The sequence below is a fragment of the Rhizobium sp. Root149 genome (assembly GCF_001427345.1).
GTDB classification, from domain to species: domain Bacteria; phylum Pseudomonadota; class Alphaproteobacteria; order Rhizobiales; family Rhizobiaceae; genus Neorhizobium; species Neorhizobium rhizoryzae.
Map to the genome: position 1 here is coordinate 609,212 of NZ_LMGD01000012.1, position 26,465 is coordinate 635,676.

Consider the following 26,465-nt stretch of genomic DNA (forward strand, 5'->3'; position numbering starts at 1 on the left):
TTCGGGAGCTTGACTTCATGGATAGACATTCTTTCTTTCCGCCTTCTGAGGCGTTCAGTTTGCGCGAGCTCGCAAACCGGTGTCAGGCTGAACTCGTGGATGAAGGTGCTGGTAGCTCGATCATCAGGGGTGTTTCGCCTGTTTATCGTGCCAAGGAAGGCGATGTTTGCTTCATTGCATCCAGGAAGTACCGGGCCGAACTGGAAACCTGTGCTGCCACCGCCATCATCTGCGGCTCAGGACTTGAGGGTTATGTCCCAGCCGGAATTTCCATTCTGCGTGCGACGTCGCCCCAAACCTCATTTGCGTTGATGGCCTCGCTTTTGTATCCAGCGGCATTGCGGCCGACGCAGGTTCAAACATCGGGCATTTCGCCATCTGCCCATGTCGATCCGACCGCGCGTCTTGAGGCGGATGTTAGCATTGAGCCATTTGCCGTCATTGGTGCTGGCGTTGAGATTGGAGCTGGCACGCATATTGGTTCTAGCGTGACCATCGGACCCGGCGTCAAGATTGGTCGGGGCTGTTCTATTGCGTCCAATGTTACGCTTGCCTGCACCTTTATCGGCAACAACGTGATCATTCACTCTGGCGCTCGCATCGGACAGGACGGATTCGGCTTTGCGCCCAGTGCAACCGGCATGGTGAAGATCGTTCAGATTGGCCGTGTGATCATTCAGGACAATGTCGAAATTGGCGCCAACACAACGATTGATCGTGGTGCGATGGATGATACGGTCATTGGCGAGGGCACCAAGATCGATAATCTCGTTCAGATCGGCCATAATGTGCGGGTCGGCCGGCATACGGCGATGGCGAGTGGTGTCGGGGTTGCAGGGTCGACGGTGATCGGCAGTGGAGTCCAAATAGGCGGTGCTGCTGGGGTAAATGGGCATATTTCCATTGGTGATGGTGCCCAGATCGCGGGAATGAGCGGCGTGATTACACCCGTTCCTGCCGGTGCAAAATATGGTGGAATGCCTGCGCGTCCCCTGGGCGATTTTTTGCGAGAATCGGCGGAGATCATGGTGCGTGCCGAAGGTCGCTTGAAGAAGAAGGGTGAAAATAATGGCTGAAGAGTCGCAGCACGTGCTGGATTCAGTCGACATCATGGAACTGATGGAGCTCTTGCCTCATCGCTATCCGTTTCTCCTTGTTGATAAGATCGTTGATATCAATGGTGACGATAGCGCAGTTGGTATCAAGAATGTCACGGTCAACGAGCCTCATTTTCAGGGGCACTTTCCGACTCGACCCATAATGCCCGGCGTCTTGATCGTGGAAGCTATGGCGCAAACGGCTGGCGCCATCTGTGCGCGGAAGCAGGGTGCTGGCGGCAATCTCGTCTACTTCATGACAATTGACAATGCTCGCTTCCGTAAGCCGGTTGTTCCTGGCGACCGCGTTGAAATCCGGGTTCAGAAGCAGAAACAGCGTGGTAACATCTGGAAGTTCCACTGCGATGCTCTGGTTGACGATGTGCTCGTCGCCGAAGCAGATATCGGCGCCATGATGCGCCCGAAGGAAGCTGAATGAGTTCGATAGCTTCAAGTGCACGTATTCACCCGCTCGCTGTTGTCGAGGATGGCGCAGTCATTGGTGAGAACGTTGTTGTCGGTCCCTTTTCAAGAGTGGGCTCGCGCGTTGTCCTGAAAGATGGCGTTCACATCATTTCGAATGCCGTGGTCGACGGATTTACGGAAGTTGGCGCCGACTGCCGTATCCATCCGATGGCCGTTATCGGTGGTGTTTCGCAGAGCCTGCATGAAGCCGGTGAGGATTCGAAACTTGTCATCGGAGCGCGTTGCACGATTCGTGAAGGCGTAACGATGAATTCCGGTACCGTGGGTGGCGGTGGCATAACGAGCGTCGGAGATGACTGCCTGTTTCTCGCCAATTCGCATGTTGCCCACGATTGCCGTCTCGGCAACAATATCATCCTGTCCAACAATGTCATGCTTGCTGGGCACGTCATTGTGGGAGATCGCGCTATCCTGAGCGGTGGATGTGCAGTGCACCAATTCACAAGGATTGGCAGGCAGGCCTTTATTGGTGGGCTTTCTGCGGTCAACTACGATGTCATTCCCTATGGAATGTTGAACGGCAATCCCGGAATTCTCGGCGGCCTTAACGTTGTGGGGATGACGCGTGCAGGCATAGAGCGGGCCGTCATTCACAAGGTGCGGCGAGCCTACAAAGATATTTTCGAGGCTGAGGGTTCCGTTCGCAGCAATGCCGCTGCGTTGCGGAACGACTATCTGGACTGCCCTGAGGCGCTCGAGGTGATTGACTTCATCTGTGCCGAGAGTGATCGCGCCATTTCGTCTCCGTATCGCGGGAAGGCTTGAGCCGGTGTCTATGGTCGGTGGTGGAGGCCAAAAAGGTAGGCTCGCCATCATAGCAGGGCGTGGTTTCCTCCCTCTGTATGTGGCCGAGGCAGCGCGCCGAGCGCAGGATGATCCCTATATCATCGCGCTCAGCAACGAAGCGGATGCTGACTTTTCGGGCTTCTCCACTCAAATTGCAGGCATTGGCGATGCGCGCCTGATTGAGCAGATCGTCCGGCGCGAAGGGATCGGCCGCGTTGTCATGTCTGGCGGTGTTCACAAGAGGCCAGATTGGGGCAGTATTCACCCGACGTTGCGGGTGGTTTTTCGCTTGCCTTCGATTGTGAGGACGCTGATCAACGGCGGAGATGACGCTGTCCTGCGGATGGTCATCGGCATCTTTGAGGGCATGGGTTGCCGTGTTTGCGGCGTCCATGAAATTGCCCCTGATCTTCTTGCGCAAACCGGGTTGCTACATGGTCCAGCTTTGACGGATCAGGATCGGATAGATATCAAGGCCGGAGTAGATGCAGCAAGCGCTCTCGGTCGGCTGGATATCGGGCAGGGGGCTGTTTGCGTTGGTGGCCGTATCATCGCCCTGGAGGGTGCAGAGGGCACGGACTCAATGCTTTCCCGTGTCGCTGACCTGCGTCGATCAGGACGCATATCCCAACGGAAGAATGGTGTGCTTGTAAAACTCTGCAAGCCTCAGCAGGATCTGCGTGCAGATCTTCCAACGATTGGTCTGTCGACGATTGCAGCACTCTCGGCCGCGGGTCTGGCAGGGGTTGCCGTTGAGGCAGGGCGCTCGCTGATTGTCGAGCGGGCTGCGGCTGGGGAACTTGCTGAGCAACATGGTCTTTTCATCGCTGGCGTTGATCTGGGATTGGATGGGTTGGGACTGCCGTGAACGGAAGAGAACTCAAGGTCGCGGTGGTTGCGGGTGAAGTGTCTGGGGATCTCCTCGCTGCCGATCTCATGCATTATCTGCGTGCAGAACACGGCGGCACGATCGAACTCGTGGGGGTTGGCGGGGATGCGCTGGAGGCACAAGGGCTCCGGTCCTTCTTTGACTATTCTGAACTTTCCATCATGGGAATAACGCAGGTTCTGAAGCGGTTGCCGCAGCTTCTGCGCCGCATACGGCAGACTGCCGACAGAATAGTTGAAGCCAGGCCTGACCTGCTGGTCATTGTCGATAGTCCAGACTTCACCCATCGTGTCGCCAAACATGTCCGCGCGAAACTGCCGGGCTTGCCCATCGTGAATTATGTCTGTCCAAGCGTGTGGGCCTGGAAAGAGTACCGCGCCCAGGCGATGCTGGGATATGTCGATCACGTGCTTGCTGTCCTGCCCTTTGAACCACAAGAGATGGTTCGCCTGGGTGGACCGAAGACAACGTTTATCGGCCATCGATTAACGGCGGATCCGAACGTTAAGCGCGTGCGTGAGCAGCGCCAGATTTTGGCAGAAAATCAAGTCACTGGTCACGGCTCCGGTCCATGCGTTCTGCTTTTGCCGGGGTCGCGGTCCACCGAGATCAAGGGCCTGATGCCAATTCTCAAGGACACGGCCGACCTCATCCGTAGCCGCAATCCGTCGGCGACCTTTCTTCTTCCAACGGTTTCGCGTCAACATGCTCTCGTCGAATCGCTGCTTGCGGGCTGGAGCGTTAAGCCAACGGTCACGCGGACTCCGCAGGAGAAATGGGACGCTTTTGCCAAGGCGGATATGGCTCTTGCCGCCTCTGGGACCGTGACGCTGGAGCTTGCACTGTGCGGTGTCCCAACCGTTTCCATGTACAAGACGGATCTGTTGATGCAGCTGTTTCTGTCACGGATCAAGGTGTGGTCAGCCGCCTTGCCCAATCTCATCGCGGACAAACCTGTCATTCCGGAACACCTGAATGATCTTTTACGCCCTGGCTACTTTGCGCGCTGGGCGGAGGTGCTGTCGCGCGACACGCCCCAATTGCGGGCAATGCAGAGCGGGTTCGACGAAGTCTGGGCGAAGCTTGCGACCGACACTCCTCCGGGTCTCGCCGGAGCCAGGGTTGTACTGGATCTGCTCGCAAAGCAAAACAAGCTTCCTGTTTGACCTTGTGCCGGGTCGGAGTTCCGCGGGAATTTCACATCGTTCGTTCCTCAGATCAGAAGCTCCAATGACAAAAAAGCCCGCCATTCGATCGAATGGCGGGCTTTTTCTCATGTCAGATACGCCGTTCAGCGCTTGGACAGCGGCAGGTAGTCGCGCTTCGGCGCGCCGGTGTAGAGCTGGCGCGGACGACCGATGCGCTGCTGCGGATCTTCGATCATTTCCGCCCACTGAGCGATCCAGCCCACTGTACGGGCCAGTGCGAAGAGCACGGTAAACATGGTGGTGGGGAAGCCCATGGCCTTCAGCGTGATGCCGGAATAGAAGTCGATGTTCGGGTAGAGCTTCTTCTCGATGAAGTACTCGTCCGTCAATGCGATCTTTTCCAGTTCCATCGCGACCTGCAGCAGCGGATCGTCCGAATGGCCAAGTTCCGCCAGCACTTCATGCGTGGTCTTCTGCATGATCTTGGCGCGCGGATCGTAGTTCTTGTACACGCGGTGTCCAAAGCCCATCAGGCGGAACGGATCGTTCTTGTCCTTCGCGCGAGCGATGAATTCGGGAATACGGTCCGGAGTGCCGATTTCCTGAAGCATGTTGAGCGCTGCCTCGTTCGCGCCACCGTGTGCAGGACCCCAGAGGCAAGCAATGCCAGCAGCGATACAGGCGAACGGGTTAGCACCAGACGAACCGGCGAGGCGAACCGTCGAGGTCGAAGCGTTCTGCTCGTGATCGGCATGAAGGATGAAAATCCGGTCCATGGCGCGGGCAAGAACAGGGTTAACCTTGTATTCCTCGCACGGTACGGCAAAGCACATACGCAGGAAGTTCGAGGCATAATCGAGATTGTTTTGCGGATACACGAAGGGCTGGCCGATGTGGTACTTATAGGCCATTGCAGCAATCGTCGGCATCTTTGCGATCATGCGCAAAGATGCAACCATACGCTGATGCGGGTCCGTGATATCCGTCGAGTCGTGATAAAAGGCGGAAAGGGCGCCAACAGTGCCGACCATAACGGCCATTGGGTGAGCGTCACGGCGGAAGCCGGTGAAGAAACGGCTCATCTGCTCATGCACCATCGTGTGATGGGTTACACGGTGGTCGAAATCCTTCTTCTGAGCAGCTGTTGGCAGTTCGCCGTAGAGCAGCAGGTAGCAGGTTTCCAGGAAGTCGCCATGCTCTGCGAGTTGTTCGATCGGGTAGCCGCGATGCAGAAGTACGCCTTCATCGCCATCGATGAAGGTGATCTTGGATTCGCAGGATGCAGTCGACGTAAAGCCGGGATCGTAGGTGAAGGTGCCGGTGTTCTTGTAGAGCGCGCCAATGTCCAGAACGTCCGGCCCGATCGTGCCCTTGCGCACCGGAAGGTCAACCTTCTTATCGCCTAGTCCAAGATGTGCATTTGTGTCCGTCATACTGATCCTCCGATGGGCGGAACGGCGCAGGACGCGCCAGGAAAAACTGAAGCTGTGCAATTAGCTATATGATCTCGCAGCCCCTGCCAAGCGCTCGACATGATGTTTTGTGCACCGCGAAAGTAGGGCTTAACGACCTCACGTCGAGACAGTAAAGAGGGTGCCCCGCGAATATGTTGAATTAAATCGATCCAACACAGATTTAGCCAACAAGTTTGGTTTGACGCCGATTGACGCGCCCGTTCACCACATGCAGTCTGCCCTTCATATTTAACTTAGCAAGCGATTTTCAAGGCAGCATATAGTGGATCGGGCACTTGTTGGGCGTGCATTCTTACGTTTTCGCCGCCCTAGAGAGGCGACTCAAATCTGGGTGCACTTGGCCGATGCATCTCGGGAGAAGACCGCCTCGCCACAACTCCCAACGCGTCCGTCATCGAATGACCGCTATAAGCCGCCGCCTGCTGTTGAAAGCAAGAAACCTTGGTACCAGCGTATATGGGCCGAAGAGGTGTCTTTTGGACACGTTTTCCTTTTTCTGCCCGTCGCTCTGGGCACCGGTGCGGCAATCTGGTTTGCACTTCCGTTTGAACCTCCTTTGGTCCAACTCTGGTCAGCCTGCCTCCTTCTTGCTGCGGCATGTCTGTTGGGGCGAGCGGGCTATCAAAAGCTGTCACTTGCTGCTGCCATTCCCGGTCTTCTGGCAGGGGGGATGCTGCTCGCCAGATTCGAATCCGACCGGCTTGCGACAATCATTCTCGATAGCCCGGTCACGACGACTGTGACCGGAGTTGTCGAGCGTCGCGAAGCTGTCGGCGACCAGCGTTGGCGCTACGTCCTCAACATCCTGGAGACCTCTGGACCGAAGCTGAAGCGCGCCCCTGAACGTGTGGCGCTGATCGTGCGCGGCAAGACAGACCCTTTGCAGACCGGCGCTGTCGTGCGGGGGCGCGCGCGATTGACGCCGCCGTCAGGGCCGGCGCTTCCCGGTTTGAGCGATTTCAGCTTTCCGGCCTATTTCGACGGCATTGGTGTAACGGGCTTTTTCTACGGCAGCCCCGAGATACTGGGTGCTCGGGAAGCAATAGGGGTTTGGCAGCAGGCCGTGCAGTTTGCCTTCGCATTGCGCAGCTATGTTGGCGATCGTATTCGGCAACTTAATCCCGGCGATGAGGGGGCATTTGCGGCTGCCATCGTAACGGATGAGCGACGAGCGATTTCGCCAACGGTCGTGGAGGCTCTCAGATCATCTGGGCTAGCCCATATCGTCGCCATATCCGGCCTGAACATGGCGCTCGCTGCGGGAATCTTTTTTGTCGGCCTACGAACCGTGCTCGTTATGCTGCCGGGCGTTTCAGCGCGTTTACCTGTCAAAAAAGTCAGCGCATTCGGTGCGCTTCTGATGGTGACGGCCTATTATTGCATCTCCGGTTTCGGCGTATCAGCTGAACGAGCATACATCATGATGGCGATTCTTCTGATTGCCATCCTCTTCAACCGCCCTTCGTTGAGTATGCACAACATCGCCCTGGCGGCGTTGGTGATCATCGTTCTTCACCCATCCAGTGTCATGGGCGCCAGTTTCCAGATGTCGTTTGCTGCGACTGCTGCTCTGCTTGCCTGCTATCGCATCTGGGCTGATCGCGCTCATGAGTCCGATCAGGCGCTCGTTTCCGGCATTTCATTTCGTAGCCTTTTGTCCGGCGTCTCTCGGGTTCTGGGCGGGACGTTGATGACATCCCTGATCGGAGGATTGGCAACTGCGGTCTTTTCCATTGCGCATTTCAATCAGCTGACTGCCTATGGCCTCGCTGCCAATCTTGCGACCATGCCCATCATCTCCCTCATTGTCATGCCTTCGGGACTCATCGGCATGCTTCTGATGCCCTTCGGGCTCGATCAACCGTTCTTCATGATCATGTCTCTTGGCTTGAAGCTGGTAATCGCGGTGGCCCTGGAGGTGGCCTCTTGGGGCGGAAATATAGAAACGGGGCGTGCCGCAAGCTGGCTTTTGCCTGTTGCCACCGCCGGTCTCATCATCTTCTCGCTCTTGCGGACACGACTGCGATGGTTTGGCCTCGTCATTCTTGTGGCTTCAGTGTGTGTCAACGGACTGATGGAGCCGTCCAGACCCGATCTCATAATTGCAGAGGATGGAAGAATGGCGGCGCTCTTAAGTGGGACGTCGGCATCCGTCACGACGGAAAGACCATCCGAGTTCGTATTCAAACAATGGAAGAACGCGCTGGGCCTTGAGGAACTCGTGATGCCGGTCGTGACGAGGGTAGATCTGGGTAAGCGCGAGGCGGCACCAGAATCAAACGGGCCAGTAACAGGAACGGTTTCAGGGAAGACACCGCGTCATGTATTGACGAGCAAAGAGATCGCGCTCATCGACATAGCATTGGCAATAGACCGTTTGCCGCCGCTTCAAATGCCGCGCTTCTCTTGCGTCAAAAATCTGATTTGCATCGGACGCAGTCCATCAGGTGCCAGAGTTACGATCGTGAGTGACACACGCCTCACAGGATATGCGTGCGATAAGTCTGACATCGTCGTCGTATCCGGCTCGCCCTTTACACAATGCCGCTCTGGTGCGTTGCTCCTGACGGGTTCAAAACTGAAGCAGACAGGCTCCATTGAAATTTGGTTTAACGGTCAGCCTCATCCAGGTTCCTGGATGCTGGAGTCTGCGCTTCAGGGCAACGAAAGACCTTGGCAGTTGCACCGTCTCTACGACTGGCGAACCAACACATTCCAGCCGTTGGACGACGAGACTATCCGTCGACTTCGGGTTCAGTGATAGCGCCGAATGAGGCCCACCAGCTTGCCCTGTACCTTGACACGGTCTGGCGGGAAGATGCGCGTTTCGTAAGCGGGGTTCGCAGCTTCGAGCGCGATCGATGCGCCTTTGCGGCGAAAACGCTTCAACGTCGCTTCCTCGTCGTCCACAAGTGCTACGACGATATCGCCGGGGCTGGCTGTCGTGCCGTTTCGAATGATTACGGTGTCGCCGTCCAGGATCCCTGCCTCGATCATCGAATCACCCTTGACCTCGAGCGCGTAGTGTTCTCCCGGCCCAAGCATTTCCAATGGAACGCTGATGGCATGGGTATTGTTCTGAATCGCAGAGATCGGCACGCCAGCGGCGATGCGCCCCATGACAGGAACCGATGCGGACTGGCTATCCTCTTCTGCGGGTTTTGACTGCACCGGAGCAGGTGAAGGCGGCTGCACTTTGCCAAGCGATCCCTCGATGACGCTTGGCGAAAAGCCGCGTTTGGGTGTCGCAGGCGTTGCACCGAAGGGCTCGGGCAGCTTGATAACCTCCAGCGCCCGGGCGCGGTTGGGCAGCCGACGGATAAAGCCTCTTTCTTCAAGAGCAGTGATCAAGCGGTGAATTCCCGACTTGGAGGCGAGATCCAGAGCATCTTTCATCTCGTCAAATGACGGCGGCACGCCCGACTCCTTCATCCGTGCATGAATGAAAAGAAGCAGTTCCTGCTGTTTACGTGTCAACATGCGTCGTCATCCTGTTGGGAAACAAATCCAGAACAGACACTATCTGTTCCATATGTGTTCCGCAAGAGGTTCACGGCAAATATAGCTTGCAGAAACACATGGATAATGGTGGGTTGCAGGCCGTGTTACCGACAGGAGCTTCTTTTTTGACTACTCCGAACATCGATCATCTGGTCTTGCCGGTCGAATCGCTGGTTGGCGCGCGCAAGCGTTGGCAGGAGCTTGGCTTTACCGTGGCGCCGGACGCGTTCCATCCTTTCGGCACGTCCAATGCCTGTGTCTTTTTCAGCGACGGAACCTATCTTGAGCCACTTGCCGTTCAAGATGAGGCTCTCGCAGGCCAGAGCATTACTGCAGGAAACTGCTTCGTCGAAAAAGATCGTACGTTTCGGCAAGCCGGAGCTCGTGAAGGTTTTTCTGCTTTTGTTTTGCGTTCGACGGATGCGGTGACGGATGATGAACGCTTCCGGCAATCCGGGATCAGCGCCGGGAATCGCCTGGACTTTTCGCGTACGGTCGTTGATGAGAACGGTAGCGCTTCGGTTGCCAGCTTTCGACTGGCCTTTGCCGATCTCGATTCCTCGAGCTTCTTCGCTTTCACGTGCCAACGAGTGAATGCGGCATTACCAACTGCGGGGCCGTCCGTAGAGCATAGAAATGGTGCGCTCGGACTTGGCGCTCTCTTCCTCGCCGCAGAGGCGCCCAAGGGAATTGAAAATCTGGCAACGATGCTTGGCGTTCACGCGCAGGCAAAGGATCACAAGCATGTGTTCCCGCTGGGCAATTGTGACGTCGAGGTCGCGATGGAAATTGCCCCCGAATTAGACCACACTCCAAGGTATCCCACAGGTCTCCGCGGGATCGGCATTCGGTTCCGCGTCAGGAACATTGCAGAAACCCGCGCCGCGCTACAAGAAGCATCAATTCCGCATGAGAGCAGCGGCGAGCGCCTTATCATCGCGCCGGCGCAAGGACAGGGATGCATTGTGGAATTTGTCCAAGCCTGATGTTTACGATTGACAAGGTCGTTGCGAGATGAACCCTGCGCAAGTCAAGACGCTCCCGATATCAACGACCGTGGCTGCGAAGGGTGCGTCGCTCCTCCGGGTTGAAGAGCTTGATCAGCATCTCATGCAATATAACAGCGCAACACAGGCACTCGATGTCTGGTGCGATTTGCGAGGTTTCTCGCTGCGTGAGAGAAGCTATGCGAAGCGCGTTGACTCGATAGTGGCATTGCCTCCAACCTATTTTGTGGCCGCTCTCGGGTTAAGCGACGGCGAAGAAATCGAGTATCGCAAGGTTCAGCTGATGCGCGATGGACTGGTTCTTTCCGAGGCTCACAACTGGTATCGGCCAGACGCGCTGACCATCCAGATGAAAGAGTGTTTGGCTCAAACAAATGTGCCGTTTGGCCGGGTCGTGCAGGCTTTACAGTTTACTCGGAGAACATTGCAGAGCGAAATCCTCTGGTGTCCACCAGAACCCATGCCGTACTTCGTTCTTCGACATCACGCGGTCCTGCACAAGCCGGATTCGATGCCCTTCAGCTTCGTTATCGAGACCTATACGCACCATTTGCTGCTCGATCGAACGAGGTGAGAGTGGCATCCATTTCCAGTGGTGACAGTTACACGCTCGACTGTTATGCACCGCGCGAGCGCATCGGTGCCATTCTTGGGTGATATCCGGACTGTACGATGCCCGAATCGAAAAGGCCTGAAGCTTTCAGCAATTTGCCGACGCCTCAAGCCGAGCAAGCGGCTGACGCCGGGAAGGATAAGCTTATGAGTGTTGTCGCGAATTCCGTGGTTGCCGTAGGCGAAGGCAAATCCCGCGTCGAGTTTTCCAATGCAAAGCCTCTCTCGCTCATTTGCGGGCCGTGCCAGATGGAAAGCCGCGACCACGCCTTCATGATGGCAGGTTCGATCAAGGAGATCACTGACAAGCTGGGTATCGGGCTCGTCTACAAGAGCTCCTTCGACAAGGCCAATCGGACGTCCCTTTCCGGCAAGCGGGGTATCGGCCTGGAGAAGGCGCTTGAGGTCTTCGGCGACCTCAAGAAGGAGTTTGGCTTTCCGGTCCTGACCGATATCCATACCGAAGAGCAGTGTGCAGAGGTCGCGCCGGTCGTCGATGTTCTGCAGATTCCTGCTTTCCTTTGCAGGCAAACGGATCTTCTCGTTGCTGCAGCCAAGACAGGTCGTGCGATCAATGTGAAGAAAGGGCAGTTCCTGGCCCCTTGGGATATGAAGAACGTGCAGGCCAAGTTCACGGAGAGCGGTAATCCGAACGTCATGCTGTGCGAACGAGGCGCTTCTTTTGGCTATAACACGCTTGTATCCGACATGCGTTCATTGCCCATCATGGCTGCCATGGGCTCGCCGGTCATCTTCGATGCAACCCACTCCGTTCAGCAGCCGGGCGGGCAGGGTGGCTCCACTGGCGGACAGCGCGAATTCGTCGAAACACTGGCGCGCGCCGCTGTGGCCGTCGGTGTTGCCGGCGTCTTCATCGAAAGCCATCAGGATCCCGACAATGCACCTTCTGACGGACCGAACATGGTCAAGCTTCAGGACCTTCCGCGTTTGCTGGAAACATTGATGGCCTTTGATGGCGTAGCCAAGCGTTCTGCTTAGTGGCGCCCAATGGCAGCTTGAATATCGAGCTGTCATACGCGTGCCATTGTATTTTCTGCCTTGTTGGGTAAGACAGGCACATACTTTCACCGCACAGCACAGGATGAGCTTATGACAGCTATTACGGACATTATCGCGCGCGAAATTCTCGACAGCCGTGGCAACCCGACCGTTGAAGTTGATGTCCACCTCGAAGACGGCAGCATGGGCCGTGCGGCTGTTCCCTCCGGCGCATCCACGGGTGCACATGAAGCGGTCGAGCTTCGCGACGGTGGCAAGCGTTACCTCGGCAAGGGTGTCGAGAAGGCTGTCGAAGCCGTCAACGGCGAGATTTTTGATGCTGTTGGCGGTCACGACGCTGAAAACCAGATCCTCATCGATAACCTGATGCGTGAGCTCGACGGCACCCCGAACAAATCTCGCCTCGGTGCGAATGCTATCCTCGGTGTTTCGCTTGCCGTTGCAAAGGCCGCTGCAGAAGCCTCTGGCCTGCCGCTCTTCCGTTATGTCGGTGGCCCGAACGCCCGCCTGCTGCCGGTTCCAATGATGAACATCATCAACGGCGGTGCGCATGCCGACAATCCGATCGATTTCCAGGAATTCATGATCATGCCGGTCGGTGCGGAAAACATCCGCGACGCCGTACGCATGGGCTCCGAAGTCTTCCACGTTCTCAAGAAGGAACTGTCGGCACAGGGCCACAACACCAACGTCGGTGACGAAGGTGGTTTCGCGCCCGGCCTCAAGAGTGCACCAGAAGCGCTCGATTTCATCATGAGGTCGATCGAAAAGGCTGGCTATCGTCCGGGCGACGATATGCAGCTGGCACTCGACTGCGCTTCTACTGAATTCTTCAAGGACGGAAAATACGTCATGGAAGGCGAGGGTCGCACGCTCGAGCCGGAGGCTATGGCTGATTATCTGGCCGAGCTTGCCGCCAAGTATCCGATCATTTCCATTGAAGACGGCATGGCGGAAGACGACTGGAACGGCTGGAAATACCTGACCGACAAGATCGGTAGCAAGGTTCAGCTTGTAGGAGACGATCTGTTCGTCACCAACTCGTCGCGTCTGCGTGACGGCATCAAGATGGGCGTTGCCAATTCAATCCTCGTGAAGGTCAACCAGATCGGCTCACTCACCGAGACTCTGGATGCTGTGGAAACGGCGCATAAGGCTGGCTACACTGCCGTCATGTCACACCGCTCTGGCGAAACCGAGGATTCGACGATTGCCGATCTCGCCGTCGCGACCAACTGCGGACAGATCAAGACGGGTTCGCTCTCACGTTCCGACCGTATTGCTAAGTACAACCAGCTGATTCGTATCGAAGAAATGCTGGGCCCGCAGGCGGCCTACGCAGGTCGTTCGATCCTGCGCGCATAATTCGGTCTTCCGGTCACGATTTCGAGGCGGCAACCCATTGCGGTTGCCGCCTTTTTTGTTGTCCGCGTCCCGCTGACATTCATGGTCAACGATTGATTAAGCAAACTCTGGCAATCTGCAGACCGTAATGCGTGTCAGGAAATCGATATGTGGACCAAGCATCATAAAGAGCGAAAACTGGGGCGTTTGGTCCTTCCCGCTATTACCATCGCCTTCGTCTCCTATTTCAGTTATCATTCCATTCATGGTGATCTTGGACTGATCGCCACGGAGAAATTCGAGCGTACTCGGGTGGAGAGAGCTGTTGCGCTTGAAAAGCTGGTAGCAAAGCGGGAGGCTTTGGAACGGCAGGTTCGCCTGTTGAGCGACGGTTCGCTGGAAAAAGACATGCTGGACGAAATTGCGCGATACCAGCTCAATGTTTCTCGCAAAGACGAGATCACCGTTTTTCGCAGCTATTTCTGAATTAACCTAAAATTGGTTAAATCAACTTTTTCTTAGTGATTTCAGATAGTTGATTATCATGTGAGCCATGCATTTATGGCATTGCTGAGGCGTGAATTCTTCCCTATGGTACGCGCAACCAAACAAACGCGCAGGGAGGTTATGAATGGCGCCGAAGCAATCCGCGTCCGCACCCGTCCGTAAGGCGGCTGCGAAGCCTGCAAAGAAAGACTTCAACGGCGGAACCATCGCCGAATTCAACAAGAACGACGAGCTGAGCGCCTATCGCGAGATGCTGCTCATCCGCCGCTTTGAGGAAAAGGCCGGCCAGCTTTATGGCATGGGCTTCATCGGCGGTTTCTGTCACCTTTACATCGGCCAGGAAGCTGTCGTCATCGGCATGCAGATGGCGATGAAGGAAGGTGACCAGGTCATCACCGGTTACCGCGACCACGGTCATATGCTGGCAACCGGCATGACGGCACGCGGTGTCATGGCAGAGTTGACGGGGCGTCGGGGCGGCTATTCCAAGGGGAAGGGCGGCTCCATGCACATGTTCTCCAAGGAAAAGCATTTCTATGGCGGCCACGGCATCGTCGGTGCGCAGGTCTCTCTCGGTACAGGTCTTGGCTTTGCCAACAAGTATCGCGGCAATGACAACGTTTCGATCGCCTACTTCGGTGATGGCGCTGCCAACCAGGGTCAGGTCTATGAAAGCTTCAACATGGCCAACCTGTGGAAGCTGCCGGTCATCTACGTGATCGAGAACAACCGCTACGCCATGGGCACCTCGGTCGCGCGCGCTTCCGCGCAGACGGACTTCTCCCAGCGTGGTGCGTCCTTCGGCATTCCCGGTTATCAGGTCGATGGCATGGATGTTCGCGCCGTCAAGGCTGCGGCCGACGAGGCGATGGAACATTGCCGCTCTGGCAAGGGCCCAATCATCCTCGAAATGCTGACATACCGCTACCGCGGCCACTCGATGTCGGACCCGGCGAAGTATCGTTCGAAGGACGAAGTCCAGAAGATGCGCTCCGAGCACGATCCGATCGAGCAGGTACGCACGCGCCTGCTCGAAAAAGGCTGGGCGACCGAAGATGAGTTGAAGGCGATCGACAAGGACGTCCGTGATATCGTCGCAGACAGCGCCGATTTCGCACAGAGCGATCCGGAGCCGGATGTTTCCGAGCTCTACACCGACATTCTGCTCTAATCGGGGAGGGAACCCATGCCTATCAATATCCTTATGCCCGCCCTCTCTCCGACCATGGAAGAAGGCACTCTGTCGAAGTGGCTCAAGAACGAAGGTGACAAGGTCACCTCGGGTGATGTGATTGCCGAGATCGAGACCGACAAGGCGACCATGGAAGTGGAAGCTGTCGACGAGGGCGTCATCGGCAAGTTGCTGATTGCTGCCGGTACCGAAAACGTGAAAGTCAACACGCCAATCGCGGTTCTTCTGCAAGACGGCGAAAGTGCCGATGCCGTGGCTGCTGCGCCGAAGGCTGACGCCGATACGCCTGCTGCAACCTCTGATGCATCGGGTGGCAAAGCGCGCGAAAGTGCGGATGAGCCTACCGCTGCTGCTGACAGCAAGGTTCCTGCCCAGCCGAAGGTTGATGTCGCCGCTGATCCCGATATCCCAGCTGGGACGGAAATGGTGTCGACCACCGTTCGCGAAGCTCTCCGCGATGCCATGGCAGAAGAAATGCGCCGGGATCCCGACGTATTCGTCATGGGCGAAGAGGTTGCCGAATATCAGGGTGCCTATAAGGTCACCCAGGGTCTGCTTCAGGAGTTCGGCGCAAACCGCGTTATTGATACTCCGATCACCGAGCATGGCTTTGCTGGCGTCGGGGTCGGCGCCGCAATGGCTGGTCTGAAGCCGATCGTTGAGTTCATGACTTTCAACTTCGCCATGCAGGCGATTGACCAGATCATCAACTCTGCTGCGAAGACGCTCTATATGTCCGGTGGCCAGATGGGTGCGCCGATGGTGTTCCGCGGCCCTAACGGTGCTGCTGCCCGCGTCGCCGCCCAGCACAGCCAGGATTATGCCGCTTGGTATAGCCACATTCCGGGCCTCAAGGTCGTCGTTCCCTATACGGCTGCTGATGCGAAGGGTCTTCTGAAGGCCGCGATTCGTGACCCGAATCCGGTGATCTTCCTGGAAAACGAAATCCTGTACGGCCAGTCTTTCGACGTGCCGAAGCTGGATGATTTCGTCCTGCCGATCGGCAAGGCGCGCATTCATCGCAAGGGCAAGGATGTGACGCTGGTTTCCTGGGGCATCGGTATGACCTATGCGGTCAAGGCTGTTGCTGAACTGGAGAAGGCTGGTATCGATGTCGAATTGATCGATCTGCGGACAATTCGTCCGATGGATCTGCCGACCGTCATCGAATCCGTCAAGAAGACCGGTCGTCTCGTTACGATCGAGGAAGGTTTCCCGCAGTCGTCCGTCGGTGACTTTATTGCCAACTCGGTTCAGCGCGAAGCATTCGATTATCTCGATGCGCCGGTCCTGACCATTGCTGGCAAGGACGTGCCGATGCCTTACGCGGCCAACCTCGAAAAGCTCGCTCTGCCGAACGTCGGCGAAGTGGTTCAGGCCGTCAAAGCTGTTTGCTACAAGTAAGAGGAGGGTAGGCTCATGCCGATCAATATCACGATGCCTGCCCTCTCTCCCACCATGGAAGAGGGCAACCTCGCCAAGTGGCTTGTGAAGGAAGGCGACAAGATCAAGTCCGGCGATGTCATCGCGGAGATCGAAACCGACAAGGCGACCATGGAAGTGGAAGCCGTCGATGAGGGCGTGGTCGCCAAGATCGTCGTACCTGCTGGCACGGAAGGCGTGAAGGTCAATGCCCTGATCGCAATCCTTGCTGAGGAAGGCGAGGATGTTTCCGCCGCTGCATCTGGTAGCGCTTCTGCTGCTCCAGCTGCCAAGGCGGAAGCTGCGCCTGCTCCGAAGGCAGAGGCGGCACCTGCTGCCGCCCCGGCGCCGAAGGCTGAGGCCGCATCGGCTCCTGCGTCTTCCGGCGATCGGGTATTCTCTTCCCCGCTTGCACGACGTCTGGCCAAGGAAGCTGGTCTCGATCTTGCCAAGGTTTCCGGATCGGGTCCGAAGGGCCGCGTCGTGAAGTCGGATGTCGAAAAGGCTGTTGCCGGCGGTTCTGCCAAGGCTGCACCAGCTGCAGCTCCTGCACCTGCCGCAGCGCCTGCTCCGTCCAAGGGCACATCGGAAGAAGCCGTGCTCAAGCTGTTCGAACAGGGCTCTTACGAACTCGTGCCGCATGACGGCATGCGCAAGACGATTGCCAAGCGCCTTCAGGAGTCGAAGCAGACGATCCCACATTTCTACGTCTCCGTGGATTGCGAACTCGATGCTCTCCTCGCTCTGCGTGCACAGCTCAATGCTGCCGCACCTGAGAAGGATGGCAAGCCGGTCTACAAGCTCTCGGTCAACGACATGGTGATCAAGGCGCTTGCACTGGCTCTGCGTGATGTGCCGGATGCCAACGTCTCCTGGACGGATAGCGCCATGGTCAAGCACAAGCATTCGGATGTTGGCGTTGCCGTTTCCATTCCGGGTGGTTTGATCACGCCGATCATTCGTAAGGCTGAAACCAAGAGCCTGTCCGCGATCTCGAACGAGATGAAGGACTATGGCAAGCGCGCCAAGGAGCGGAAGCTGAAGCCCGAGGAATATCAGGGTGGTACAACCGCGGTTTCCAATATGGGCATGATGGGCGTGAAGAACTTCGCCGCTGTCGTCAACCCACCACATGCGACCATTTTGGCGGTTGGTGCGGGTGAAGAGCGTGTCGTCGTTAAAAAGGGCGAGATGAAGGTTGCAAACGTCATGACCGTGACGCTTTCAACCGACCACCGTGCGGTCGATGGAGCACTGGGTGCCGAGTTGATCGGTGCGTTCAAGCGTTACATCGAGAACCCAATGGGCATGCTGGTTTAAGACCAGAAAGGCGGCGGTATGAAATCCGTTCTCGCATTTGGCGATAGCCTGACATGGGGATACGACCCGGTAAACCTGGGTCGTCATGCCTATGAGGATCGTTGGACAAGCGTATTGCAGAAATCGCTTGGACATGGTGTCCGGGTCATTGCTGAAGGCTTGAATGGCCGGACCACCGCCTATGATGATCATTTGGCCGACTGCGAGAGAAACGGGGCGAAGCTGCTCCCGAGCCTTCTCGAAACGCACAAGCCGGTCGATCTCGTGGTGATCATGCTCGGCACAAACGACATGAAGCGAGGCATCGCGGGCTCTGCCAATCTGGCGGCCAGCGGTATGAAGCGTCTCGTTGATCTCGTTCGCCATCATGTCTGGGGCTTCGATTATGACGCCCCGGATATTCTGTTGGTTTCGCCGCCGAAGACCTGCGAGACAGCGAATGCCCATTTTGCGGCCATGTTTCGTGGCTCGCTCGATGAGTCGGCGATGCTGGCGACTTTGTATCGAGACCTGGCGGATGAGACAGGCTGCGGTTTCTTCGACGCGGGCTCTGTTGCTGTTACGACGCCGCTGGATGGTATCCATCTGGATGCCGAGAATACGCGTGCTATCGGTCGAGGTATCGAGCCGGTCGTGCGTGTGATGCTTGGGCTGTGAGGTCCTTGAGAAGTTTGATCAGGGTCAAGGAGTAGGAATCCGCAGAAGGTAGCATGGGTACCGAAGTCATCAGACGGAGGTAGTCATGACACATACGCCACATCAGCTTGCAGAAGAATTTCCGGAGCATCTGGGCAAGATGCGCCACCTGCGAGAAACAGACGGCCATTTTCACCGGATTTCGAAGGAATACGACGAGGTCAATCATCGAATTCATTTGGGTGAGACAAACATCGAGCCCTGCGATGATTTCCACATGGCGGATCTGCGGAAGCGCCGGATGACCCTGAAGGATGAAATAAGCGGGATGTTGACGCGGGCGGAGCCGCTGGCCTCAGAAGAGGCCTGATCCGGGCCTAACGCTTCCACTCCCGAGAGAACAACAAGGCAAGCCAGAAGCTTGCGGGAATTAGGTTCTGAAGGAGTGGAAGCACCCATGGCTCAATCCTATGACGTGATCATTATCGGCTCCGGCCCCGGCGGCTATGTAACGGCCATTCGATCTGCCCAACTCGGTTTGAAGACGGCGATCGTCGAGCGCGAGCACCTGGGTGGTATCTGCCTGAACTGGGGCTGCATTCCGACGAAGGCGTTGCTGAGATCTGCTGAAATCCTCGATCACGCCAATCATGCAAAGTCCTATGGTTTGACGCTCAACGGCACCATGACGGCCGATGTCAAGGATGTGGTTGCACGTTCGCGTGGCGTTTCCGCCCGTCTGAACGGCGGCGTCGCGTTCCTGATGAAGAAGAACAAGATCGATGTGATCTGGGGTGAAGCGAAGCTCACCAAGCCGGGCGAAATTGTCGTCGGTGCGCCGTCCAAGCCCGCCGTTCAGCCGCAGAATCCGGTTCCCAAGGGTGTGTTGGGTGAAGGTACGTACACCGCGAAGCATATTATCGTCGCTACGGGTGCACGTCCTCGCGCACTGCCGGGTATCGAGCCGGACGGCAAATTGATCTGGACCTATTTCGAAGCCATGAAGCCTGATTTCATGCCGAAGTCGATCGTTGTCATGGGCTCCGGCGCCATCGGTATCGAGTTTGCATCTTTCTATCGTTCCATGGGCGTGGACGTCACCGTCGTCGAGCTGATGGCAAACATCATGCCGGTCGAAGATGCCGAGATTTCTACATTCGCGCGCAAGCAGCTCGAGAAGCGCGGTCTCAAGATCATCACGGAAGCCAAGGTCTCCAAGGTCGATAAGGGTGCCAATTCCATTACGGCTCATGTCGAGACCAAGGATGGCAAAGTTCAACAGATCACTGCAGATCGCCTGATCTCTGCGGTCGGCGTGCAGGGCAATATCGAGAATCTCGGCCTCGAAGCGCTGGGCGTGAAAACCGATCGTGGCTGTATCGTGATTGATGGCTACGGCAAGACGAACATTCCGGGCCTCTACGCAATCGGCGATGTGGCCGGTCCTCCGATGCTGGCTCACAAGGCCGAGCATGAAGGTGTCATCTGCATTGAAAAGATCGCCGGTGTTCCGGGCGTTCACCCAATGGACAAAGCCAAGATTCCGGGTTGCACCTACTGTAACCCGCAAGTTGCTTCCGTCGGTCTTACAGAGGCCAAAGCGAAGGAACAAGGCCGCGATATTCGTGTTGGCCGTTACTCCTTTGCGGCAAACGGAAAGGCCATCGCTCTCGGTGAAGATCAGGGAATGATCAAGACCATCTTCGACAAGAAGACGGGCGAGCTTCTGGGCGCACATATGGTGGGTGCGGAAGTCACCGAGCTTATCCAGGGTTTCGTTGTCGCCATGAACCTAGAGACGACCGAAGAAGAGCTGATGCACACGATTTTCCCGCATCCGACACTCTCGGAAATGATGAAGGAAAGCGTTCTCGACGCCTATGGCAAAGTCCTGAATGCCTGATGCCAAATCGGCCTCGGGCGGCATTGTAACCGCGCGAGGCCAAGCCCATATCGTGTCCGCAAAGGAGGACGCTGCATGGAAGGTCTCGGTTTCTTCGGAACCATTATCGTTGGCGGTCTGGCCGGCTGGCTGGCGGGCATGTTGATGGATCTGCGCTTCGGCGTATTCATGAATATCGTGATCGGTGTCGTGGGGGCAGCTTTGGCCACCGCGATCCTGGAACGAGCAGGCATCTGGGTTAAACCCGGCGTCTGGGGTGGCCTCGTAAGCGGTTTCCTTGGCGCCTGTGGTCTGCTATTCGTCGCAAAACTCGTGAGACGCTAGCCTTTTTGGTTTAGAAAGCAATTTTACTATGGTCACAATTCTTGATCGCATGTCCGGTGATGATGCCAAGCGCGTTCGCCATCCGGAGAAGGCGCATCGCCCGGATACCGAGGTCATGCGCAAGCCCGAATGGATCCGCGTGAAGGCGCCCACGTCCAAGGGCTATCAGGAAACGCGGGAGCTTGTGCGTAGCCACAAACTGGTGACTGTGTGCGAAGAGGCAGGTTGTCCCAATATCGGCGAGTGCTGGGACAAGAAGCATGCCACCTTCATGATCATGGGTGAGATCTGCACGCGCGCCTGTGCCTTCTGCAACGTGGCGACCGGCAAGCCGAATGCTCTTGACCTCGAAGAGCCTGCCAATGTCGCCAAGGCCGTCAAGCAGATGGGGCTCAGCCACGTGGTGATCACCTCTGTGGATCGTGACGATCTGGATGATGGTGGCGCCGAGCATTTTGAAAAGGTCATCTGGGCCATCCGCGAGGCTTCCCCTTCGACGACGATCGAAATCCTGACACCTGACTTCCTGAAGAAGCCGGGGGCTTTGGAACGTGTTGTGGCTGCCAAGCCGGACGTCTTCAACCATAACCTTGAAACGGTTCCGGGCAACTATCTGACGGTACGCCCTGGTGCGCGCTATTTTCACTCCATCCGCCTTTTGCAGCGCGTGAAGGAGCTTGATCCGACCATGTTCACCAAATCCGGTATCATGGTTGGGCTGGGCGAGGAGCGGAACGAAGTCTTGCAGTTGATGGATGATCTGCGTACGGCAGATGTCGATTTCCTGACGATCGGCCAATATTTGCAGCCGACGCGCAAGCATCACAAAGTCGAGAAGTTTGTCACGCCGGAAGAATTCAAGTCCTATGAGACTGTTGCCTACTCCAAGGGCTTCCTGATGGTTTCCTCCAGCCCCCTGACGCGCTCTTCGCATCACGCTGGTGATGACTTCGCGCGTCTCCGGGAAGCTCGTGCGCGGAAACTCCTCGCTGCTGCGGAGTAGGACCCGCCTAGGTTGAGTTGCTCGACGTGGGTGGTGGTGTGGCGCTGAATCTTATGGTCTTCGCCTCATCCAAGGCCATCCTGATCAAGTATGCCAACATCGGTGCTTCTATTTTTTCGGCGATGTCGCCAGCTTTTTTGAGATGTCTTATCAGTCTGAGCGTGTCATCCATACTGCCATACGCCGATTTCGAAGGGTCTGGGGAAGCGCAGGTTTCCGCCAAGCCCGCAGTTCTTGTAGCTTGATCGACTTCGATTATGGCTAAATTAGAAGTATCCAGTGGTGGTTCGACTAATCGCGGCGAACTGTCACTTGTCTTGACGCTTTTCCGATATTAGCTGAACATCATGCCCAAGTTTGAAAACCATCGCCCCGTACGCCATTCTCCCGAGAACATGTTCGCGCTCGTCGCAGACGTTGAGAAGTATCCGCAGTTTCTTCCACTCTGCGAAGCCTTGTCGGTGCGTTCGCGCAAGGAGCGCGATGGTAAGACATTGCTGATTGCTGATATGACCGTTGGCTATAAGGCGATCCGCGAAACCTTCACCACCCAGGTGCTACTCAATCCAGCCGACCTCGTGATCGATGTGAAATACATCGAAGGTCCGTTCAAGTATCTGGACAATCAATGGCGTTTCCGGGCATCGCCGGAGGGCTGCATCGTAGACTTCCTGATCGACTACGAGTTCAAGAGCAGGATTCTCGGCGCTGTTATGGGCTCCATGTTTGATCGCGCATTCCGCATGTTTGCTGAAGCGTTCGAAGCGCGTGCTGACAAGGTGTATCAGGCCGATAATTCCGCAAGCAGTTGAAGTGCGGTCGTAACCGTCGCCAGTCTCACTTCTGTTCGTCCGATATCGCCGTACTGCATTTCCCTGTGGATCAGGCGACCGTCCCCATGAACGGCGCAGAGGTGGACCAAGCCAACTGGCTTTCCCGGCGTGGCCCCACCCGGTCCGGCGATTCCTGTTACGGCAACGGACAGATGTGCATTGGAACGGATGAGTGCACCCTTGGCCATCTGCAAGGCGGTTTCGCGCGAAACGGCGCCGAATTGCTGCAAGGTCTCTGCTGTAACACCCAGCATATCCATTTTTGCATCGTTGCTGTAGGTGATGAACCCCCGATCAACAACAGCAGAAGAACCGGCGATTTCCGTTAATGCGGCACCGATAAGCCCGCCCGTGCAGCTCTCGGCGGTCGCGATCCTAGTCCGGCGGCAAGCATTCAGCTCGATCACCTTAGTTGCAAGGGTCAAAATCTCCGTTGGAAACTGGCTCATTCTCCAACGATCCCGTAAACCACGGTCGCTGTCGCGATTGCCGCGATTCCTTCCTTGCGGCCAATGAAGCCAATTTTCTCGTTGGTGGTTGCCTTAACAGAGCATCGATCGATCGAGATTGCCAATATTTCCGACAGGTTCTGGCGCATGGCGTCGCGATGGGTAGCCACTTTTGGTGCTTCCGCAATCAAGGAAATGTCGGCATTAGTGATGACGCCGCCTTTTCCACGGACAATCTCCGCTGCGTGTGCCAGAAAAATCCGAGATGCAGCGCCTTTCCATTGCGGATCGGACGGAGGGAAATGGTCGCCGATATCACCTGCGCCGCACGTTGCCAGAAGCGCGTCCGTCAAGGCATGCAATGCAACGTCCGCATCCGAATGACCGCTGAGTTTCTGGTCATGCGGAATAAAGACGCCGCACAGTGTTACGCCATCACCTGGCACGAGTTGATGGACATCGTAGCCATTCCCTGTTCGAACATCCGGGAATCGTTCCTGTGTCTTGAGCTTGGCATCTGCCATGGCAATATCCTGTGCGGTGGTTAGCTTCACGTTGCTTGATGTGCCAGGGCAAAGCCTCACGGCTATTCCCGCCCATTCTGCGATGGAAGCATCGTCGGTAAAATCTGTCCTGCCACTCGTTGCAGCAGCCTCATGAGCGGCAAGAATCGCTTCGAGGCGAAACCCTTGAGGTGTTTGCGCGCCATAGAGGTTTGCGCGGGGCACCGTCTCCTCAACGACGCCTGATGCATCTGCCCGCTTCAATGTGTCGGTCACCGCCATTGCGGGAAGAACGCCGGCTGCGCCCTCTGCAAGAATGTCTGCGATGGAATCGAGCAACTGATGCTCGACAAAGGGACGGGCCGCGTCGTGAATCATGACATGTGTGACGCCTGATCCCTTCAATGCATTCAAGCCGGCCAAGACGGACATCTGACGTGTCGCGCCGCCCATCACCGAGTGTATGCGGTTCGCATTGCTGAGGTCATCAATTGCTGTGGCGAACAGGTCGACATCATCCGGATGAATGACGGTAATAATCGAGACGACCTGATGAGATGTCTGCCACGTAAGAAATGCATTCAACGTGTGCTGAATGACGGGCAGCCCACCGATGGACCGGTACTGCTTGGGCCCTTGCTCAGGTGCACCGGCACGCTCGCCACGGCCTGCTGCCACAATAACAACGCCAATCCTCATGTTTGCCGCCCATCACACATTGATTTTCAGTTCATCCTCTGATTGACAGCGCAGAACTACAGCTTCAAATCCCGGTTTTCCAGCCTCGCGCCCATAAATGACGCATTCGCGAAAACGCTCTTGGCAAAACCTAAATCAATGAATAAAAATAGGGCAGAAATTTCCGATGCCCGAAAGATCATCAATTGAGTCCATTCAATCCTGCAGCGCCATTCTCCATCGGATCGGTCGAGATCCGGAACCGGATCGTGCTTGCTCCGATGTCGGGCGTGACGGATCTTCCGTATAGGCAGCTTGCCTGGCGCTATGGCGCAGGGCTGGTCGTGACGGAAATGGTCGCGAGCCGGGAACTCGTCCATAACAAGGGTGAATCCTGGGAGAGGCTGAAAAGTACCGGCATTCGCCCTCATATGGTGCAGCTGGCAGGCCGCGAGGCACACTGGATGGCCGAAGCCGCCCGGATTGTCGAGGGCGAGGGTGCTGACATCATCGATATCAATATGGGCTGTCCTGCAAAGAAGGTGACCGGTGGATATTCCGGTTCTGCCCTCATGCGGGATCCTGACCATGCACTGAGCCTTGTGGAAGCTGTGGTTCGTGCTGTTCGCGTGCCCGTCACAGTCAAGATGCGGTTGGGCTGGGATGACAATTCGCTCAACGCGCCCCTGATCGCAAAGCGAGCGCAGGACGCCGGGGTTGCAATGATTACCGTGCACGGGCGGACACGGATGCAGTTTTACGAAGGTCGTGCGGACTGGTCCGCCATTCACGCGGTTCGGGACGTTCTATCCATTCCGCTTGTGGCCAATGGCGATGTCGAGACAGCAGACGACGTGCAGAACATCGTTGCAGCATCCGGTGCGGATGCTGTCATGACTGGCCGAGGCACGCAGGGTCGTCCGTGGCATGCAGGCGTACTGGCTGGTGCTCGGGAACCTGATGTCCGCGAAAAGGCGTCGGTTGCCTGCGAACACTACGAAATGATGCTTGCGTTCTATGGGCGGGAGGCCGGTCTGCGCCATGCCCGCAAACATGTCGGCTGGTATCTCGATCGCAACACGATCGGCGTCCCGGCGGAGCTGAAGGCGAGCCTGATGACAGAGCGGGATCCCGAGCGGGTTCTCAAGGTATTGGAAGATATGATGATCAAAGGCGCGGTTCCTGCGCGTAGGGAGGCCGCATGAGCCCGCAAGCAACAGACAAACTGGCCATGGCGGTTTTGAATTCCGTTCAGAACCCGGTGATCATGGTTGACCAAGAAGGGCAGATTGCGTTCGCAAACTGGGAGGCCGAAGCTTTTTTCGGTGCCAGCGCTACGCATCTCGCCAAGAACAAAATCTCGACCTTCATTCCTTTTGGCAGCCCGCTTCTGGCGTTGATCGATCAGGTGCGGGAGCGTCGTGCGCCGGTCAACGAATATCGTGTCGATCTCTCATCCCCGCGTCTTGGCCAGGAAAAGCTGGTGGACCTGTATGTCGCGCCTGTGGTGACGGATCCGGGCTGCGTTGTCATTGTGTTTCAGGAAAGAAGCATGGCGGACAAGATCGACCGTCAGCTGACCCACCGGGCAGCGGCACGGTCTGTGACCGGCCTTGCATCCATGCTCGCGCATGAGATCAAAAACCCGCTTTCGGGCATCCGTGGCGCCGCACAGCTGCTCGAAACATCGGTCGCAGACGAAGATCGTGCGCTGACCCGATTGATCTGCGATGAGACCGATCGGATCGTTTCGCTGGTCGATCGGATGGAAGTGTTTTCGGATGAACGTCCCGTAGACCGGGTTCCGCTCAACATTCACTCCGTACTCGATCACGTAAAGGCTGTGGCGAAGGCCGGCTTCGCGCGCGATATCAAGATCAGCGAAAACTATGATCCCTCGCTTCCATCGGTCTATGCAAACCGCGATCAACTGGTGCAGGTCTTTCTCAACCTCATCAAGAATGCGGCCGAAGCGATTGGGGACCAGCAGGATGGCGAGATCATGCTGACCACCGCTTATCGGCCCGGCATTCGCCTCTCCGTCGCCGGTACGCGGGAAAAGATCTCTCTGCCACTGGAGTTCTGCGTCATCGACAACGGACCGGGCGTGCCGAGTGATCTTCTGCCCCATCTGTTCGATCCATTCATTACCACGAAAACCAACGGCTCGGGCCTCGGCCTTGCGCTGGTCGCAAAGATCATCGGCGGCCACGGCGGCATCGTCGAATGCGACAGCCAGGCGCGCCGGACGGTTTTTCGCGTACTCATGCCCATGCACAAGGGAGATGACCTTCAGGCTTGAAGGTCGCTGCTGAACACGACAGGAAGTT

At 56.7% G+C, this 26,465-nt stretch carries 26 protein-coding genes; 22 read left to right on the forward strand and 4 right to left on the reverse strand.

All coding sequences use genetic code 11. The features are described from left to right. Window positions 1-17 precede the first annotated feature (17 nt). Genes lpxD through lpxB form a run of 5 tightly spaced genes read left to right on the forward strand, consistent with a single transcriptional unit; the run spans window position 18 to window position 4,424 of the window. Window positions 18-1,076: a UDP-3-O-(3-hydroxymyristoyl)glucosamine N-acyltransferase gene (gene lpxD / locus ASD54_RS09790; protein WP_062554379.1), complete on the forward strand. Its 1,059-nt coding sequence runs from the start codon at window positions 18-20 to the stop codon at window positions 1,074-1,076. Continuing rightward, window positions 1,069-1,536 carry a 3-hydroxyacyl-ACP dehydratase FabZ gene (fabZ, locus tag ASD54_RS09795; protein WP_062554380.1) on the forward strand — a complete coding sequence of 156 codons (468 nt, stop codon included), beginning with the start codon at window positions 1,069-1,071 and terminating at the stop codon, window positions 1,534-1,536. Before lpxD ends, fabZ begins: the two co-directional genes overlap by 8 nt. After that, entirely contained in the window at window positions 1,533-2,348 is an 816-nt protein-coding gene (lpxA, locus tag ASD54_RS09800) for an acyl-ACP--UDP-N-acetylglucosamine O-acyltransferase (protein ID WP_062554381.1), read from the forward strand. Before fabZ ends, lpxA begins: the two co-directional genes overlap by 4 nt. A 10-nt stretch (window positions 2,349-2,358) precedes the next feature. After that, window positions 2,359-3,237 (forward strand): UDP-2,3-diacylglucosamine diphosphatase LpxI, encoded by an 879-nt coding sequence (lpxI, locus tag ASD54_RS09805; protein WP_062554382.1) that lies wholly within the window; start codon window positions 2,359-2,361, stop codon window positions 3,235-3,237. Next, window positions 3,234-4,424 (forward strand): lipid-A-disaccharide synthase, encoded by a 1,191-nt coding sequence (gene lpxB, locus ASD54_RS09810; protein WP_062554383.1) that lies wholly within the window; start codon window positions 3,234-3,236, stop codon window positions 4,422-4,424. Before lpxI ends, lpxB begins: the two co-directional genes overlap by 4 nt. Before the next feature lie 125 nt (window positions 4,425-4,549). On the opposite strand, the gene gltA is transcribed toward lpxB, so the two are convergent. Beyond that, window positions 4,550-5,839, reverse strand: a complete 1,290-nt coding sequence (gene gltA / locus ASD54_RS09815; protein WP_062554384.1) for a citrate synthase — start codon at window positions 5,837-5,839, stop codon at window positions 4,550-4,552. Window positions 5,840-6,350: 511 nt separating this feature from the next. Between gltA and ASD54_RS09820 the strand changes: the two genes are divergently transcribed. After that, a complete protein-coding gene (locus ASD54_RS09820; protein ID WP_244484721.1) occupies window positions 6,351-8,642 on the forward strand; it encodes a ComEC/Rec2 family competence protein in 2,292 nt (763 codons plus the stop codon). Here the strand turns inward: ASD54_RS09820 and lexA are convergent. Further along, window positions 8,636-9,361, reverse strand: a complete 726-nt coding sequence (lexA, locus tag ASD54_RS09825; protein ID WP_062554386.1) for a transcriptional repressor LexA — start codon at window positions 9,359-9,361, stop codon at window positions 8,636-8,638. The two genes, ASD54_RS09820 and lexA, sit on opposite strands and share 7 nt — an antisense overlap. An 86-nt stretch (window positions 9,362-9,447) precedes the next feature. Between lexA and ASD54_RS09830 the strand changes: the two genes are divergently transcribed. The 14 genes from ASD54_RS09830 to ASD54_RS09900 all read left to right on the forward strand — a co-directional run bounded on the left by ASD54_RS09830 (window position 9,448) and on the right by ASD54_RS09900 (window position 22,484). Then, window positions 9,448-10,368, forward strand: a complete 921-nt coding sequence (locus ASD54_RS09830; RefSeq protein ID WP_156379146.1) for a VOC family protein — start codon at window positions 9,448-9,450, stop codon at window positions 10,366-10,368. 28 nt (window positions 10,369-10,396) lie between these two features. Beyond that, window positions 10,397-10,963 (forward strand): hypothetical protein, encoded by a 567-nt coding sequence (locus ASD54_RS09835; protein ID WP_062554388.1) that lies wholly within the window; start codon window positions 10,397-10,399, stop codon window positions 10,961-10,963. 185 nt (window positions 10,964-11,148) lie between these two features. Further along, entirely contained in the window at window positions 11,149-12,000 is an 852-nt protein-coding gene (gene kdsA / locus ASD54_RS09840) for a 3-deoxy-8-phosphooctulonate synthase (protein ID WP_062554389.1), read from the forward strand. Window positions 12,001-12,111: 111 nt separating this feature from the next. After that, a complete protein-coding gene (gene eno / locus ASD54_RS09845; RefSeq protein WP_062554390.1) occupies window positions 12,112-13,386 on the forward strand; it encodes a phosphopyruvate hydratase in 1,275 nt (424 codons plus the stop codon). Between the two features lie 147 nt (window positions 13,387-13,533). Beyond that, window positions 13,534-13,851, forward strand: a complete 318-nt coding sequence (locus tag ASD54_RS09850) for a septum formation initiator family protein (RefSeq protein ID WP_062554391.1) — start codon at window positions 13,534-13,536, stop codon at window positions 13,849-13,851. A 145-nt stretch (window positions 13,852-13,996) separates the two neighbouring features. Next, window positions 13,997-15,043: a pyruvate dehydrogenase (acetyl-transferring) E1 component subunit alpha gene (pdhA, locus tag ASD54_RS09855; RefSeq protein ID WP_062554392.1), complete on the forward strand. Its 1,047-nt coding sequence runs from the start codon at window positions 13,997-13,999 to the stop codon at window positions 15,041-15,043. A gap of 15 nt (window positions 15,044-15,058) precedes the next feature. Beyond that, window positions 15,059-16,468, forward strand: a complete 1,410-nt coding sequence (locus tag ASD54_RS09860) for a pyruvate dehydrogenase complex E1 component subunit beta (RefSeq protein WP_062554393.1) — start codon at window positions 15,059-15,061, stop codon at window positions 16,466-16,468. Between the two features lie 15 nt (window positions 16,469-16,483). After that, complete coding sequence (locus ASD54_RS09865) at window positions 16,484-17,806, forward strand: pyruvate dehydrogenase complex dihydrolipoamide acetyltransferase (protein WP_062554394.1); 1,323 nt, start codon at window positions 16,484-16,486, stop codon at window positions 17,804-17,806. Window positions 17,807-17,824: 18 nt separating this feature from the next. Continuing rightward, complete coding sequence (locus tag ASD54_RS09870; RefSeq protein WP_062554395.1) at window positions 17,825-18,463, forward strand: SGNH/GDSL hydrolase family protein; 639 nt, start codon at window positions 17,825-17,827, stop codon at window positions 18,461-18,463. Between the two features lie 85 nt (window positions 18,464-18,548). Further along, complete coding sequence (locus ASD54_RS09875; RefSeq protein ID WP_062554396.1) at window positions 18,549-18,812, forward strand: DUF465 domain-containing protein; 264 nt, start codon at window positions 18,549-18,551, stop codon at window positions 18,810-18,812. Window positions 18,813-18,899: 87 nt separating this feature from the next. Further along, window positions 18,900-20,345, forward strand: coding sequence for a dihydrolipoyl dehydrogenase (lpdA, locus tag ASD54_RS09880; RefSeq protein WP_062554397.1), 1,446 nt, complete (start codon window positions 18,900-18,902; stop codon window positions 20,343-20,345). Between the two features lie 75 nt (window positions 20,346-20,420). Continuing rightward, window positions 20,421-20,669 (forward strand): GlsB/YeaQ/YmgE family stress response membrane protein, encoded by a 249-nt coding sequence (locus ASD54_RS09885; protein ID WP_062554398.1) that lies wholly within the window; start codon window positions 20,421-20,423, stop codon window positions 20,667-20,669. Between the two features lie 28 nt (window positions 20,670-20,697). Continuing rightward, window positions 20,698-21,672 (forward strand): lipoyl synthase, encoded by a 975-nt coding sequence (gene lipA / locus ASD54_RS09890; protein WP_062554399.1) that lies wholly within the window; start codon window positions 20,698-20,700, stop codon window positions 21,670-21,672. 347 nt (window positions 21,673-22,019) lie between these two features. Beyond that, entirely contained in the window at window positions 22,020-22,484 is a 465-nt protein-coding gene (locus ASD54_RS09900) for a type II toxin-antitoxin system RatA family toxin (protein WP_062554401.1), read from the forward strand. On the opposite strand, the gene ASD54_RS09905 is transcribed toward ASD54_RS09900, so the two are convergent. Together ASD54_RS09905 and ASD54_RS09910 are read right to left on the reverse strand one after the other, a co-directional pair. After that, window positions 22,457-22,954 carry a CinA family protein gene (locus ASD54_RS09905; protein ID WP_062554402.1) on the reverse strand — a complete coding sequence of 166 codons (498 nt, stop codon included), beginning with the start codon at window positions 22,952-22,954 and terminating at the stop codon, window positions 22,457-22,459. The genes ASD54_RS09900 and ASD54_RS09905 overlap by 28 nt on opposite strands. Next, window positions 22,951-24,156, reverse strand: a complete 1,206-nt coding sequence (locus ASD54_RS09910; RefSeq protein WP_062554403.1) for a bifunctional 2-C-methyl-D-erythritol 4-phosphate cytidylyltransferase/2-C-methyl-D-erythritol 2,4-cyclodiphosphate synthase — start codon at window positions 24,154-24,156, stop codon at window positions 22,951-22,953. The genes ASD54_RS09905 and ASD54_RS09910 overlap by 4 nt, the downstream gene beginning before the upstream one ends. Window positions 24,157-24,341: 185 nt before the next feature. Between ASD54_RS09910 and dusB the strand changes: the two genes are divergently transcribed. Together dusB and ASD54_RS09920 are read left to right on the forward strand one after the other, a co-directional pair. Then, a complete protein-coding gene (dusB, locus tag ASD54_RS09915) occupies window positions 24,342-25,340 on the forward strand; it encodes a tRNA dihydrouridine synthase DusB (protein WP_062554404.1) in 999 nt (332 codons plus the stop codon). Then, complete coding sequence (locus tag ASD54_RS09920) at window positions 25,337-26,437, forward strand: nitrogen regulation protein NR(II) (protein WP_062554405.1); 1,101 nt, start codon at window positions 25,337-25,339, stop codon at window positions 26,435-26,437. The genes dusB and ASD54_RS09920 overlap by 4 nt, the downstream gene beginning before the upstream one ends. Window positions 26,438-26,465: the final 28 nt, after the last annotated feature.